Annotated in this window: 12 protein-coding genes; 1 reads left to right on the top strand and 11 read right to left on the bottom strand. The window is 38.1% G+C overall.

The window, feature by feature from the left end; translation table 11 throughout:
• Positions 1-7: 7 nt before the first annotated feature.
• The gene (locus BM000_RS00445) at positions 8-2,494 is read left to right on the top strand and encodes a penicillin-binding protein 1A (protein WP_091493497.1); all 2,487 of its coding nucleotides are present in this window, start codon (positions 8-10) and stop codon (positions 2,492-2,494) included.
• Between the two features lie 163 nt (positions 2,495-2,657).
• Here the strand turns inward: BM000_RS00445 and BM000_RS00440 are convergent, their stop codons facing one another.
• The 11 genes from BM000_RS00440 to BM000_RS00390 all read right to left on the bottom strand — a co-directional run bounded on the left by BM000_RS00440 (position 2,658) and on the right by BM000_RS00390 (position 14,289).
• On the bottom strand, positions 2,658-2,993 hold the full coding sequence (locus tag BM000_RS00440; RefSeq protein ID WP_091493491.1) for a YpoC family protein: 336 nt from the start codon (positions 2,991-2,993) through the stop codon (positions 2,658-2,660).
• Positions 2,990-3,652: an endonuclease III gene (gene nth / locus BM000_RS00435; RefSeq protein WP_091493488.1), complete on the bottom strand. Its 663-nt coding sequence runs from the start codon at positions 3,650-3,652 to the stop codon at positions 2,990-2,992. Before nth ends, BM000_RS00440 begins: the two co-directional genes overlap by 4 nt.
• Positions 3,653-3,667: 15 nt before the next feature.
• Positions 3,668-4,345 carry a DnaD domain-containing protein gene (locus BM000_RS00430; protein WP_091493486.1) on the bottom strand — a complete coding sequence of 226 codons (678 nt, stop codon included), beginning with the start codon at positions 4,343-4,345 and terminating at the stop codon, positions 3,668-3,670.
• Between the two features lie 97 nt (positions 4,346-4,442).
• Positions 4,443-5,735: an asparagine--tRNA ligase gene (asnS, locus tag BM000_RS00425; RefSeq protein ID WP_091493483.1), complete on the bottom strand. Its 1,293-nt coding sequence runs from the start codon at positions 5,733-5,735 to the stop codon at positions 4,443-4,445.
• A gap of 170 nt (positions 5,736-5,905) precedes the next feature.
• A complete protein-coding gene (locus tag BM000_RS00420; protein WP_091493480.1) occupies positions 5,906-7,081 on the bottom strand; it encodes a pyridoxal phosphate-dependent aminotransferase in 1,176 nt (391 codons plus the stop codon).
• 14 nt (positions 7,082-7,095) lie between these two features.
• A complete protein-coding gene (locus BM000_RS00415; RefSeq protein WP_091493478.1) occupies positions 7,096-7,626 on the bottom strand; it encodes a hypothetical protein in 531 nt (176 codons plus the stop codon).
• The gene (locus BM000_RS00410; RefSeq protein ID WP_091493476.1) at positions 7,592-7,765 is read right to left on the bottom strand and encodes a YpmA family protein; all 174 of its coding nucleotides are present in this window, start codon (positions 7,763-7,765) and stop codon (positions 7,592-7,594) included. Before BM000_RS00410 ends, BM000_RS00415 begins: the two co-directional genes overlap by 35 nt.
• A gap of 214 nt (positions 7,766-7,979) precedes the next feature.
• Entirely contained in the window at positions 7,980-10,706 is a 2,727-nt protein-coding gene (dinG, locus tag BM000_RS00405) for an ATP-dependent DNA helicase DinG (protein WP_091493473.1), read from the bottom strand.
• 774 nt (positions 10,707-11,480) lie between these two features.
• Positions 11,481-12,233 (bottom strand): iron ABC transporter ATP-binding protein, encoded by a 753-nt coding sequence (locus BM000_RS00400; RefSeq protein WP_091493470.1) that lies wholly within the window; start codon positions 12,231-12,233, stop codon positions 11,481-11,483.
• Positions 12,230-13,294 (bottom strand): iron chelate uptake ABC transporter family permease subunit, encoded by a 1,065-nt coding sequence (locus tag BM000_RS00395; protein WP_091493468.1) that lies wholly within the window; start codon positions 13,292-13,294, stop codon positions 12,230-12,232. The genes BM000_RS00400 and BM000_RS00395 overlap by 4 nt, the downstream gene beginning before the upstream one ends.
• A complete protein-coding gene (locus BM000_RS00390; protein WP_425425152.1) occupies positions 13,291-14,289 on the bottom strand; it encodes an ABC transporter permease in 999 nt (332 codons plus the stop codon). The genes BM000_RS00395 and BM000_RS00390 overlap by 4 nt, the downstream gene beginning before the upstream one ends.
• Positions 14,290-14,298: the final 9 nt, after the last annotated feature.

Here is a 14,298-nt window from a genome sequence, read left to right as displayed (position 1 = left end):
GATGCGTATGGCAGAAAAAGGCCAAACACGTACGGCAAGAAGACAAGAACAACAAAAAACAAAAAAAAATAAATCAAGTAGATGGAAGAAAGTTGGCGTGTGGGTGCTTACCGTCTCACTTGTTGCTATCGTTGGTGTAAGTGCTCTATTCGGTTACTATATTATTTCAGCACCTGAGTTAAATGCCGAATTGCTCCGTGATCCACAACCAAATCGTTTTTTAGATATAAACGGTAATGTGTTTGCCGAATCAGGATCAGAACGTCGGACCGAAATTTCTTACGATGAGCTTCCGGAAATATTAGTTGACGCCGTTATTGCCGCCGAAGATGCGCGGTTCTTTAAGCACTCTGGAATTGACTTTCGAAGAATTGGTGGTGCTGTTTTGGCCAGCATTAGAAGAGGAAGCATTGGTGCTGAGGGTGGTGCAAGTACGATAACGCAACAAGTCATCAGGGGATCATTTCTTTCAACCGATCAAACGATCAAGCGTAAAGTGCAAGAGCAATGGCTAGCTCTTCAGTTAGAACGTGCCTACGATAAAGAGGAAATTCTTGAAATGTATTTAAACAAAATCTTTTATGGTCAAAATGCATATGGTGTTGCCGCGGCAGCGGAAACATTCTTTGGGATTACCGATTTAGACGAGCTTTCCCTGTCTCAAGCAGCCCTTTTAGCCGGATTACCACAACGACCAAGTGCTTATAATCCTGCTGTAAATCCAGATCTTGCTCATGGTCGAATGGAAACGGTGCTAAGTCTAATGGTTAGGCATGAGAAGATTACGCAGGAAGAAGCAGATGAAGCCATGGCTGTTAGCATGGAAGATATGCTGAATCTAACGAGTCGACAAGGTGACTCCTACCATGGCTTCCTTGACCAAGTTAGAATTGAGATTGAAGAAAAATTAGGTGCTGATGCTTTTAATGAAGGCTTAATTGTTCATACAACACTAGATCCAGATGCGCAAGAACATGTCGAATATGTTCTATCAGATAACAGTCCAATTAATTACCCTGATAGTGAGATTCAAGCGGGTCTTGTTGTTATTGACACGCAATCCGGTGCCATTCGAGCGGTTGGCCCAGGAAGAGACCGTGAAGTCGGTGGATTTAATATGGCTATTCAAGCCAAGCGTCAGCCAGGTTCAGCCATCAAACCAATCCTAGATTATGGTCCAGCGATTGAACATTTAAATTGGTCAACATATGAGCAAATTAATAACTCTGCTCCTTACGAGATAGCTGGTTCTGATAAAGTAGTAAGAAATTGGAATGATGAATATTCAAACCGTGTTAGTGCGCGCTATGGTATGCAATGGTCGCTTAATGTCCCAGCCTTAGAGGCCTTAGATGCGGTCGGTATCGGGACGGCAACTGAATTCGCCGAGAGTATCGGGGTACCAATACCCGAAAACGGCTTGACTATTGGTGATGGTATTGGTGGTTCTACACTAGGTATGTCTGCACTTGATATGGCGGGCGCTTACACAGCCTTTGGTAATGGCGGTATTTATAATGAGCCCTATGCAGTAAGAGAAGTTGAATTTCATGATGGGACAACTCAGAGTTTAAAATCTGAGCCTGTTGCTGTCATGTCTGATGCAACAGCGTATATGATTACCGATATGTTAAAAACTGTTGTGCAAAGCGGAACAGGAACATCTGCAAGTGTTTCTGGTTTACCTATCGCGGGAAAAACGGGCTCAACAGATGACAATGTTGATATTTGGTTCTCTGGATATACAACAAATTATACAATCGCTGTTTGGTCTGGCTATCACGAAAGCTCAACGAGGTCTGTGCCAGACACACAAATTTCAAGACAATTATTCCGTAACGTTATGAGTGAGTTGTCTGTAAATATAGAAACTGCTGATTTTGAAATGCCAGATTCTGTTGTGCGGGTTCAGGTTGAACGTGGCTCTAACCCTGCTAAATTACCAAGTGCTTATACGCCGGATTCACAAATTGTAACTGAATTATTTAAACGTGGCTATGAGCCTACTCAAGAATCAGAGCAATTTGAACAGCTTGATCCTGTTGCTAACTTATCTGCGCAATATAATGAAGAGAGCAACCAAATTGATGTTTCATGGTCATATTCAGGTGACGAGGATGTCTCTTTCAACATTAACTATGGGACTAATGGATCGAGTGGTAATGACTCGTCCACAAGCGAGCAAAGCTTTACAATTAGTAATGTTGAACGTGGCGCTGTTTATACCATTGAGGTCACTGTTGCCAATGATAATCTAACGAGTGAATCACGACAGGTTGATATACAGGTTCCTGAAGAAAACATTGAAGATGAAACAGAAGAACCTGAGCAAGAAATTGAACAACCTGTTGTTCCAGATGACCCTGACGATGACCCCGAGCAACCTGATGATAACAATGGTGCTGAACAACCCGAGGAAGAGGAGCAGGAGGAAGATCCTGAGCCTGAGCAAGAAGAAGAACCGGAAAGTGATAATAGCGAACAAGATGGATAAATAAGGATAATCACTAAGTAAAACCCTCACAGGTTAAGAAAATGTGAGGGTTTTACGGTTGTATATCATATAGCTTTGGTAAAATAATTTTTCAAGATTAGGCGGAAGCAAAAAAAGCATTTGCTAAACCAACGCTGTTTGATGAAGAACCGTTTTACTATTCTTATTCTTGATATGCTTCTAATATTGCAACCTTTGCATATAGTTTTTCTAACTCTTCATACAATGCCTGTAATTGAATAAAAGCATGGTATTGACTTAAATTTTCTTCGATATATAACATTCTTTCCACTACATTGATTGGCTTATGCTTAAGTGTATTGACATCCAACACTGACTCATCAGTACCATTTAATAAGGCTAAGGCTTGCTTAAATTGTTTGAGATTCGATTGCATCGGGCTAACTGCCTGTTGATATTTTTTTTCGCGAAACAACAGACCGATTTCTGGTGATTTCTTTTTCCATGCTTGAAACAGATCAGTATGAAAACGACTCATTTGGCTTTAGCCCCTTTTTGTTTCATTCGTTTTTTTCCCTCGCGACATAGCTCTAGCAACCGGCATTGCTCACAAGCTGGATTTCGAGCTTTACAATGATAACGACCAAAAAAAATCATCCGATGATGCGTATTACTCCATTCTTCTATCGGAACTTTACGCATTAAAGTTTTTTCAACCTCTAACGGGCTATCCTTCCATCGTGAAATAGCTAATCGTTTAGAAACGCGTTCAACATGTGTGTCAACAGCTATGGCAGGTTTACCAAAAGCGACTGAGGTTACCACGTTTGCAGTTTTGCGACCTACACCAGCCAATGTTTCTAACTCTTCATTTGTTTCAGGTACCTTACCATTAAAGTTCTCAATTAGTGATTGACAAAGCTTCTGAATATTTTTTGCCTTATTACGATATAAGCCAATCGATTTAATATCTTGCTGTAGCTCTTCAATTGGGACTGCTAAGTAATCTTCAGGCGTTTTATATTTTTTAAATAACGCCTTGGTTACCTTATTGACTAATTGATCCGTACATTGTGCAGAGAGCGCAACAGCAATAACAAGCTCAAAAGGATTCTCATGAACAAGTTCACACTCTGCCTCAGGAAACATTTCCGTCATAACAGCCAGTACATAACTTATTTGTGCTTTATTTAACATTTTTACTTTCCCACCTTAATCTTCATCTAGCCAGTTATAATAGAGGTTAGAATCGGTTTTAGCTGTCTTTGAGGTTTGCGACTGGTTTTGATGAAAGGTTCTCGCCTGCTTTTTAGCTTGCGCTTCAGAGCGAATTCCTTTACGTTTCCACTCACTAAGAATACGATCGATATATTTAAAATTTAATTTACTCATTAAAACAGCTTCACGAAGAGCAGCCTTAATTAATTCCAGCTCATACTTCTCCTCATCTAACCAGATATTAATCATTTCAATTTCAATTGGTGATAGCGTTCGAGCAAACTCTTTTTCAAATAAGATAAATAGATTAATCGTTAATTCTTTTGGTTCTGTCTGCTTTGGCTCAATTTGATAAAGGGTTATCCATAGCCCTTCTAATGAGTATTGCTCATTTACAATTCCTTGTTGATCCTTCTTTTCCTCAATACTTAAATAACCTTTTTGCAAAAGTGTTCGAAGTAGCTGGCTACATATTTGTTCATCAAATGAGACAAAAGATGCTAGCTCGGTAGGTGTTGGGAAATAGATTTGCTTTAAATGGAAACGATGAATCTGTAGGATAAGTGCAAGCTCTTGCTCTGTAATACCAAACTTATGATAACCACTTATTAACTTTGAAGGAATCAAAAGCTGATCCTGAATAATTGATTGATAGGTTTTCGTTTTCTTCATCTTCTTCACTCTTTTCTAACACCTTTTAAGATAAATCATTATTATTGTAAAATAACAGTAAACCCCCGATTTTGTGATCGAGGGTAAGTACCGCTTATTAAGGGTATAATCGATTAAGCAAACGTGGGAATGGAATCGTTTCTCGTACGTGCTCAACCCCTGAGAACCATGCTACTGTTCGCTCCAAACCTAATCCAAAGCCAGAATGTGGGACACTGCCATATTGTCTAAGCTGTAAGTACCAATTATACGCATCTCCAGAAAGCTGGTGTTCCTGATAGCGTTCTGTTAATAATGCTAAGTCATCTATGCGTTGGGAACCGCCAATTATTTCGCCATAACCTTCTGGAGCAATCAAATCTGCACACAGTACAACCTCTGGACGCGCAGGATCCGGTTTCATATAGAAAGCCTTAATATCCTTGGGATAATGGGTAATAAAGACAGGCTTATCATACGTTTCCGCAATGGCAGTCTCATGAGGCGCACCAAAGTCTTCACCCCATTCAATATCAGTAAAGCCTTTTTCTTTTAATAATTCAATCGCTTCATCATAAGTAATGCGGGGAAATGGCGCCTTGATGTTCTCCAGCTTTGTTAAATCTCGTCCCAGTGTATTTAGAGCGAGCTTACAATTGCTCAAGACTGACTGCGCGAGATAGCTTACATAATTCTCTTGTACATGCAGACTTTCTTCATGATCGACAAAAGCCATTTCAGGCTCGATCATCCAGAACTCAATTAAATGACGACGTGTTTTTGATTTCTCTGCCCGGAATGTTGGACCAAAAGAAAATACTTTACCAAACGCCATTGCGGCAGCTTCCATATACAATTGACCACTTTGAGATAAGTAAGCTTCTTCATCAAAATATTGAGTGTGAAAAAGCTCTGTCGTACCTTCAGCTGCAGCCCCAGTAAGTATTGGTGGATCGATCTTTAGGAACCCTTCGTCATTAAAAAATTGGTAGGTTGCTCGAATAATTTCGTTACGAATTTGCATAACGGCATGTTGACGTTTTGATCTTAACCATAAGTGGCGGTGATCCATTAAGAATTCGGTCCCATGCTCTTTTGGTGTTATTGGAAAATCAACTGATTCATGAATTAACGTAATTTCTTTTACCTGCATTTCAAAACCAAAAGGAGAACGGGTGTCCTCAACAATTGTCCCTGTTACAAATACAGATGACTCCTGTGTTAATCGCTTAGCTGTTGCGAAGGTTTCTTCTGCTACTTCAGCCTTCACCACAACACCTTGGATAAAGCCTGTTCCATCTCTTAATTGTAAGAAAGCAATTTTCCCACTTGAACGCTTGTTTGCAAGCCAAGCTCCAATCGTGACATCTTTACCTACATAGTCTTTTACTTGATTAATTGTTGTTTTCACTAAAAAGTACCTCCAAGAAAATCTTTCATTTTACGGTTTTATGGTTTGTAATAATATGAATCTTTATCATTAGGCGGTTTCTTTATCATCACTGATGATTAATACCGCAGACATGAGCCTAAACGTATGAGCAAAGTGCGGTCATTGAACGAGTCGGGCCTTTATGCCTGTTAATCTGCAATGAAGGCTGCAATACGTCTAATTGCCTCCTCTAGCTTCTCTAATTCAATAGCATAGGAAAGTCTGACATGGTCTGGCGCGCCAAATCCTGAACCAGGTACAAGTGCAACCTTCTGCTCCTCTAATAGCGCACTCACCCACTCTTCTACATTTTCATAACCAGATTGCTTAACTAGCTTTGATACGTTCGGAAACAAGTAAAAGGCACCCTTAGGCTTTTCACAAGTTACACCAGGTAATGCATTTAACTGCTCATGAATGACATCTAATCTTGTTTTAAAATTGTTCTTCATTTTCTCAATTTCAACATCATCTGCTTGATAAGCGGCTAATGCAGCATATTGAGAAACCGTTGTCGGATTTGAGGTTGAATGAGAAGCCAAATCGGTCATTGCCTTTATAATTGACCTCGGACCAACAGCATAGCCAATCCGCCAACCCGTCATTGCATGAGATTTGGATACGCCATTAATAATAATAGTTTGTGCCTTTATTTGCTCAGAGATCTCGGCAATTGAAATATGTAATTGCTCTGAATAAATTAATTTCTCATAAATCTCATCAGAAATAATGATGAGATTGTGTTTTAAACACATCTCGCCGATTTCTTTTAGTTCTTCCTTAGTATACATCATTCCCGTTGGATTACTTGGTGAATTAATAATTACCGCTTTTGTTTGGGGAGTAATGGTTTTTTCCAATTGATCGGGTGTTAATTTAAAGTGGGCTTTATCCTCACAAGCTACAAAAACAGGGCTTCCCCCTGCTAACTTAACCTGCTCAGGATAGCTAACCCAATAAGGGCCTGGAATGATAACCTCGTCACCTTCATTTAACAGAACTTGGAATAAGGTGAATAGGGCATGCTTTGCCCCTGTTGTGACAATCACTTGATCAAAATCATACATAAGCTTGTGATCGCGAGCCATTTTCTCGGTAATTGCTTTTCTTAGTTCAATAATGCCACCTGCGGGCGTATAGCGTGTTAGTCCACTATACATCGCTACCTCAGCTGCTTTAAGAATATAATCAGGCGTATCAAAATCTGGCTCACCTGCTCCAAGACCAATCACATCATGACCAGCTTGCTGTAAGGCTTTTGCTTGCGCTGTAATAGCTAAGGTAGAAGATGGTGTTAGTGTTTTTACTCGATTAGCTAAATTCATAGTATCACCCTCCGCTAATTAAACTGTTTTCTAAATGTAATCCCACTATCATAGTCACCGTCACTTAAGCGATAATAATCGTAGCTAAGGCGACCATTATCGTCTAAATAAACAATTTCTAATAGCGGGGTTTGATTCCTTAACCCTTTTTGTGAACGATAAAGCTGTTGATAAGCAGTTTCATTACGCCACGTTGCCATAATTTGATCTTCTGTAACTAAATCTTGCTTATCAAAAACAATGAGGTCTTGCTCACTATCATCCTGATTTACAAAAATGACAATTGCCTCATCCGCTGCCGTTGTTGCATCAATAACATGAAAATATTCGGTGCCATGATAACGTGAAATATGCTCAATAGAATGAATGGCTAACTCTTCCTCGACACGTTGCCGGGAATCGCTAAACGCGCCTGTTCGATTAGCATCAATTGAACGGTAGAGAGAAATGATAAAAAACACAAGTGCTAAAAGTAAAATTCCTACACTAACAGCAATTGCTTTTGTCCAGCTAAGTTCGATAAATTGTGAAGACCGCTGTCTCATTGTCACCCTCATCTAAAGCTAACCCAAACATTAAGTCATCGTCCTTCAAGGTTCGATTTAAACTATCTACGATTTTATATAACTCTGGATTGTTTTGTAATTTCACAGTTGATAACGTCTCAATTTTTTCATTTCTCATCAATATCCCAGCCCTTAGTAATAAATTTTATATAAACATGTCTAAAAATGACTATTCATATAAACCTGTTTATATTATAACAGGTTTTCTATAAAAAATAATGATTAGTTTTTCTTTTTTGAATCAATCACGACCTCTCAAAAAGCCTTACCCTATTGAGATCAACATAAAAATATCAAACTGCTCTTTAAAAGAATAGCATACTCCCTTTTCCTCACAGCCACTCTTGAACGGTTTCGATAAGCTCGTTTGTTCGGCGATGGAAGAGTTGAACTTGTGGAATTGAATTTAAAAATACTTGTCCATACTGCTCAGTAACAATTCGATCATCACATACAAAGACAATGCCCCTGTCTTCATATGAACGAATTAACCGGCCAAAGCCTTGTTTAAAGCGAATAACCGCATTCGGTAAGGACATTGAGGTAAATGGGTTTTTCTCTTGTCGTTTTAAATCATTAATTTTAGCATTGACAATTGGATGCTGTGGCGCCTCAAATGGTAGTCTAACAATTACGACACAAGATAAATTATCACCAGGAATATCTAACCCCTCCCAAAACGCATGGGTACCAAGCAAAAGAGCACGATCAAAGTTTTGAAAGTTCTTTTTTAACCGTTCATGACTACCACTAGAAATTCCTTGAGCAATTACCATAAAATCATCATCAAGTAGCTCCTTCAGCAATCGATAGGCTTTCTTAAGCATTTCGTAACCATTAAATAAGATCAACATTCTTCCCTTTGTCACTTCTGCCAAGCTAAAAATAGCTTCACAGGCTGCTTCAATGAAGGGGTCCATAGCGCCATATTTTGCAATTGGAAAATCATTTGGCACACATAGTTTAACCTGATTTTGAAAAGGATATGGAGATGGGATTCGCCGTTCAAAGATAGTTTCGTTGCTAAACCCAAGCTGTTGCTTAAAGTAATCAAACTGTTCGGTAATTGATAAAGAAGCACTTGTAAAAACAAACGTACCCTTTTTCTTAAGCAACAGTTCTTGAATTAATTTCTCAGCATGTAAATGCTCCTGATAGAAATATACAGCATTTTTGGCTCCATACTTATCGATTTCAATCCAGCTTACCGTCTTACTCTGTTCAGCATTAAAAAATTGCTTAAGTTTATCTTTTAATTCAAGCAAATCTTCAACAACAGACTGCAGCTGGTGTTTATTTGCTTCTGGAACTGACTTTAAATCAAAAGCATGGCAAACATCATGCAAAATGAATTGTAAACGACTTGCCATCTCTAAAACAACCTGCCAGTCTGACTGATCTTTATTGCCAATAATATATTGTGTACGGCCAATATCGCTAGCAGCTGCTTGGTTTTTTCCATTTCTACTGACATAATGATAAATAAACCGATTAAAATCATCATGTTCTTCTTTTAACATACTTAACAGCCTCTTGATAGTTGGTTGGTGATCTGCGTTCAGTTTGGTCAAACACTTTTCAAAGTCTTCAATTTTTTTTAAGGAGCTTAAATAATCAAGTTGAAGACCATAGTGTTGCCCGACAACTCTTGGAAAATGATGTGCCTCATCGATAATGAACTTATTAATATGATTAAACAGCGTTGTTTTTTCAGCTAAGTTTTTAGCTAGCAAGGCGTGATTAACCACAATAAGGTTAGCATGTTCAGCTTTACTAATAGCACGATTATAAAAAGAGATGGTTTCATTCTGAGCGTGATTCTCCTGTTGTAGTTCTCGACTTACCGATATTTGGTTGAAGAATCGATACCCACTCGATGGCAATTGTATTTCATCGATATCACCCGTTTCTGTCTCCGTAAGCCAAACAACAAGGATTGCTTTTGTTAATATTTGATCATAATTAGTCATTTCTTGATCAAATAAGGATTGGCTAAATAAGGGTAGGCTTATGTAATGCTGCTTGCCTTTAAGTAACGTCGCATTAATTGTAAATGGCAGTATTTTTGCCAATCTAGGGATTTCTTGATTTATTAATTGTAACTGCAATTGTGTCAAGAAGGTACTTACAATAACCTGCTCCTTATGTTCAACAGCATAGAAAAGGGAAGCAACTAAATACGCAAGTGTCTTTCCAGTTCCTGTACCTGCCTCAATGATAGCATGCTGGTTACTTTGAAAAGCATGATAGATATAAGATGCCATTTCTTTTTGGCCAGGACGAAATTCGTAATTACGATGATCATCATGATTAGCTCGTACTTCTGATAGAAAGCGATCCAGCCATTCACCAATACTAATCTCAGCAGATTGATCAGTAGTCATTATTTCCTTCTCACGCTTAATGGCAAGTCCAAACTCATAATCATAGCGATCATTAATTTCAATTTGTTTTCTTGCCAATTCTTTTTGTTCACTTAAAAGCTGAAATAGACTACTTTTAAGGAATGGAGCGAGTTGCAAAAGGCGCTTTATTGTATTCAATGGTAGCGTTGCTAGTTTACTTAAAAGATATTTAAGGAGCTCAGCCGTTACATAAGCATCGGATAGTGCACGATGAGGATCATCGTGCTTAAGTGCTAGCCATTCAGATAGGTAGCTGAGCTTAAAGCTAGGAGCTGTAGAAAGAAGAATTCTACTTAATTCAACGGTATCAATAATAGGTTGATTAATTGGCGTATATCCAGCGTTTTTTAGTTCTGCATTAATAAACCCTAAGTCGAATGGAACATTATGAGCAACAAAATAAGCATCGGTAAAGTAAGCCATTAATTGGCTAGCTATTTCAGAAAAGCTAGGCTGGTCCATTACCATCTCATTTGTAATCCCCGTTAGGTGCGAAATAAACCTTGAAATATGCTGCTCAGGATTAATAAGCTGAGCGAACTGTTCAATGATTTTCCCATTTTGCAAAACAACAATGCCAATCTCGATAATTCGGTCCCCTTTATGCGGTGAATTACCAGTTGTTTCTAAATCAACAATGACAAATTTGTTCATATTAATCAACCCCTATCATGCTTTGAAGCAATTCTTATCTTTAATATATTAATTTGTATTCTAGTAGTATTTTATTAATTATTGTCTCAACTTTCGTATCAACATATTAAGGTTCAGCCAAGATGGCTGAAGAACACAGCAGTCCCATAGACTCCTTGAAATGAGAAGCTATTTTCGCACGACGCGATGTCTAACTGACTCACATCCTGTGAGCCCGAAGCCGTGCTCAAGGCTAGCGTGACACTGAATAAGGAATATTTGACCAAGTGCGCGGCGTCGTGTCCCAACGCCTGCCTAACCGACTCATATTCTGTGCGCCTAAAAATGTCACGTTTGTACCCTTGAGTGAAAGCGAATGGACTGCTGTTGCGCTACGCTAACGATTATATTAATCATTATCTAACACGTACAAAAAGCAATAAATATATATAAGTCCGTTTTTTATGGATGAATATTAAATTATAAAATTGATTCACTTAAATAAAATTTATAACGGCTAAAAAGAGTTCTTGAAACGCCTAAAGTAATGTTCTCACAATTACTTTAATTGATTATGACATTTTAACATGTTTAAAAGAAATGAAAATGCAAAGAACATTTTAAAGTGGACTATTCAATTATGCTAAACATGCTCAAATAAAAAAACGCGCATATGCATTATTTTAACATAAAATTATGCATCTACACGTTATTTTAAATTAGTTGAGCAAGCAGCCTATGTAAAGAAGCATTTTCTATAAAAGAAAATTGCGCTATAATAACCTTTTTATTACATTAATAAATTGCTATTGGCCCATAAGGCCCTTCAATAATTTCTATTTTTGTTTCAAATATATCTGTCAATATATCTGGTTGCATAACTTCTGCTACAGTTCCAAAAGCAGCAATTTGCCCGTGTTTCATTGCACAAATACGGTCAGAATATTTCGCTGCAAAATTTATATCATGTAAAACGGTTAAAATTGTTCGACCAAACTCATTAGCAGCACGCTTTAAGTGCTCCATCATTTGAACCGAACGGGCAACATCTAGGTTGTTTAGTGGCTCATCAAGTAGTACATATTCAGTTTCTTGACACAAGACCATCGCTACATATGCCCTTTGCCTTTGACCACCTGATAGTTCATCTAAATATCTATTTTCTAATTCGGTCAAATTCAAAAAATCAATATATTTAGATATAACAGCCTCGTCCTCTTTCGTTAACCTTCCTTTTGAGTAGGGAAAGCGGCCAAAGCCAACTAATTGCCTAACTGTAAGCCTCGTGACAAAATGATTTTCTTGACGCAAAATAGTTAGTTTTTTTGCTACATCTGCAGATTTCGCTTCAGAAATATCCATATCAGCGATCTCTATTTGTCCATCATCCAAATCTAAGAGACGACCAATCATCATGAGCGTAGTCGACTTTCCAGCGCCGTTTGGTCCGATCAAAGAAGTAAGGCCAGCTTTCGGTATGGTAATATTCAACGGACCAATTTCAACTTCATCTGTATAAAACTTGCTAACATTATTAATCTTTATCATAACGTTCCCTTTCTTAAAATCACTATTAAAAATGTTAAACCACCAAACAGTTCAATTATTACTGAAACGACTCCCTGAGCATTGAATATATGATACATAAAAAAGTATGAGCCTGTAATGATTAAGAAGCCTATCGCAAGAGCCATCGGGAAGATATATCTGTGATCATAGGTTGGAGCCGCTTGATAGCTCAATGTAGCGACTAAAAAGCCATAGAACGTAAGCGGTCCAACTAATGCTGTTGAAATGGCCATTAGAATGGAGATTAATATTAGTGTATAAATTGTGCTAGTACGATGATTAATGCCCAGGGAAGTTCCAATATCGCTTCCAAGTGATATGACATTTAAACGCCTTGCAAAAACAAGAAGTAATAAAACGACAGTAATAACTACCGGAATAGCGATGGGAAAGTAATCAGCATCTGCATTATTGACAGAACCAAACAATCTGGCTTGTAAAATATCAAACTCAGATGGGGCAAGTAGTCTTCTCATAAATGATGACAACGATCTAAGACCAGTCCCAAGAATAATTCCAACTAAAAGCATAAGCTGCAAGTTCCCATACTTTCCAGAAAGCAACCAGCCATAAAGAATTAAGCACATGAGAATCATCACAACAACTTGAAAAACAAATGATCCAGCACCACTAAGATTAATAAAGGCACGAGCACCGAAGAAAAATATGGTACTGGTGTGAATAGTTGAGTAAAGTGCTTCAAAACCTAACAAGGAGGGTGTTATCACTCTATTGTTTGTAACCGATTGAAACGATACGGTCGCTAAACTTTGACAAATAGCAGCAATGATCATCGCAACAAGAGCGACCATTCTTCGTCTAACAACAGGAAGGAAAGAAGGTGAATCAATTGGAATTGGATTGTTATAAACCAACAACCCATACGATGAAAGTACACCTAAACTAATCAAGATAATCAGCAAAATCCAGTAACGCTTTTCTTCTTGCTTGGACCGAAAAGCTTTTGCTGATCTCTTTTGCTGATCAAGGCGCGAATTAATGTTAATATCTCGTTTATGGCTTAATTCTATTTCCTTCATCGCTGCTTCCTCCGTCTTAATAAAATTACAATAAATACAATCGCGCCCAAGGTTCCAAGTATTAAAGAAACAGGTACTTCAAACGGCATGATAATAGTTCTCGAAATTATGTCACAAACCATTATTGAACCCATCCCTAACAGAACCACCCAAGGCAAATTACTGCGTAGGTCATCACCTCGATACATTGAAACGACATTGGGTACAATTAAACCTAAAAAAGGTAGGTTCCCAATAACGGCGGCAACAATGCCAACTGCAAATGAAATAAGCGCTGTACCAACCAAGATAATTAAATTATAATTGACACCAAGACTAGTTGTGACATCTTCCCCTAGCCCTGCTAACGTTAATCTATTTGCATAAATAAAAATAAGAACAGTCACAACAACAATTAACCATAAGTATTCATATCGGCCAATTTGAACCGAAGCAAATGATCCTACAAACCAAGCCTCAATATTTTGAGTCATCTGAAAAAGTAACCCAATAAACGTTGAAAAAGCGGAAATAACTGCGCCTAACATCATCCCGATAATCGGCACAATCAAAGATGAACGTAATTTAACTTTTCTCAAAAACAAAAAGAAGATCATCGTTCCTATAAAAGAAAAAACGATTGCACCCGTCATCCTCTGCACTAAAGTTGGCGCAGGAAAAAATAAATAAACAAAAATAAGTCCCAAGCCAGCCCATTCAATGGTGCCTGTAGTGGTAGGCTCAACTAAACGATTCTGTGTAATAAGTTGCATAACCAATCCTGACATGGACATGGCAGCTCCTGTCAGCATCAATGATACTGTTCTTGGCACACGCGTTATAAAAAACATGTTCATACCATCTTCTTGGCCACGAATATCATACACGCCTGTCAATAACGATATAATACCTAAGATGATAATCGCTATGATTGCCAGGATAAATGTTTTAGTCCAGATTTTATTTTGATTAAAAAGATGGGGCTGAGAAATCTCAGCCCTAGTTATTGTTTGCATTCTATTTTT

The organism is Amphibacillus marinus (assembly GCF_900110345.1).
GTDB lineage: Bacteria > Bacillota > Bacilli > Bacillales > Amphibacillaceae > Amphibacillus_D > Amphibacillus_D marinus.
Note: the sequence above shows the minus strand (reverse complement) of the source record. Positions and strands in the feature narration are given on the sequence as shown.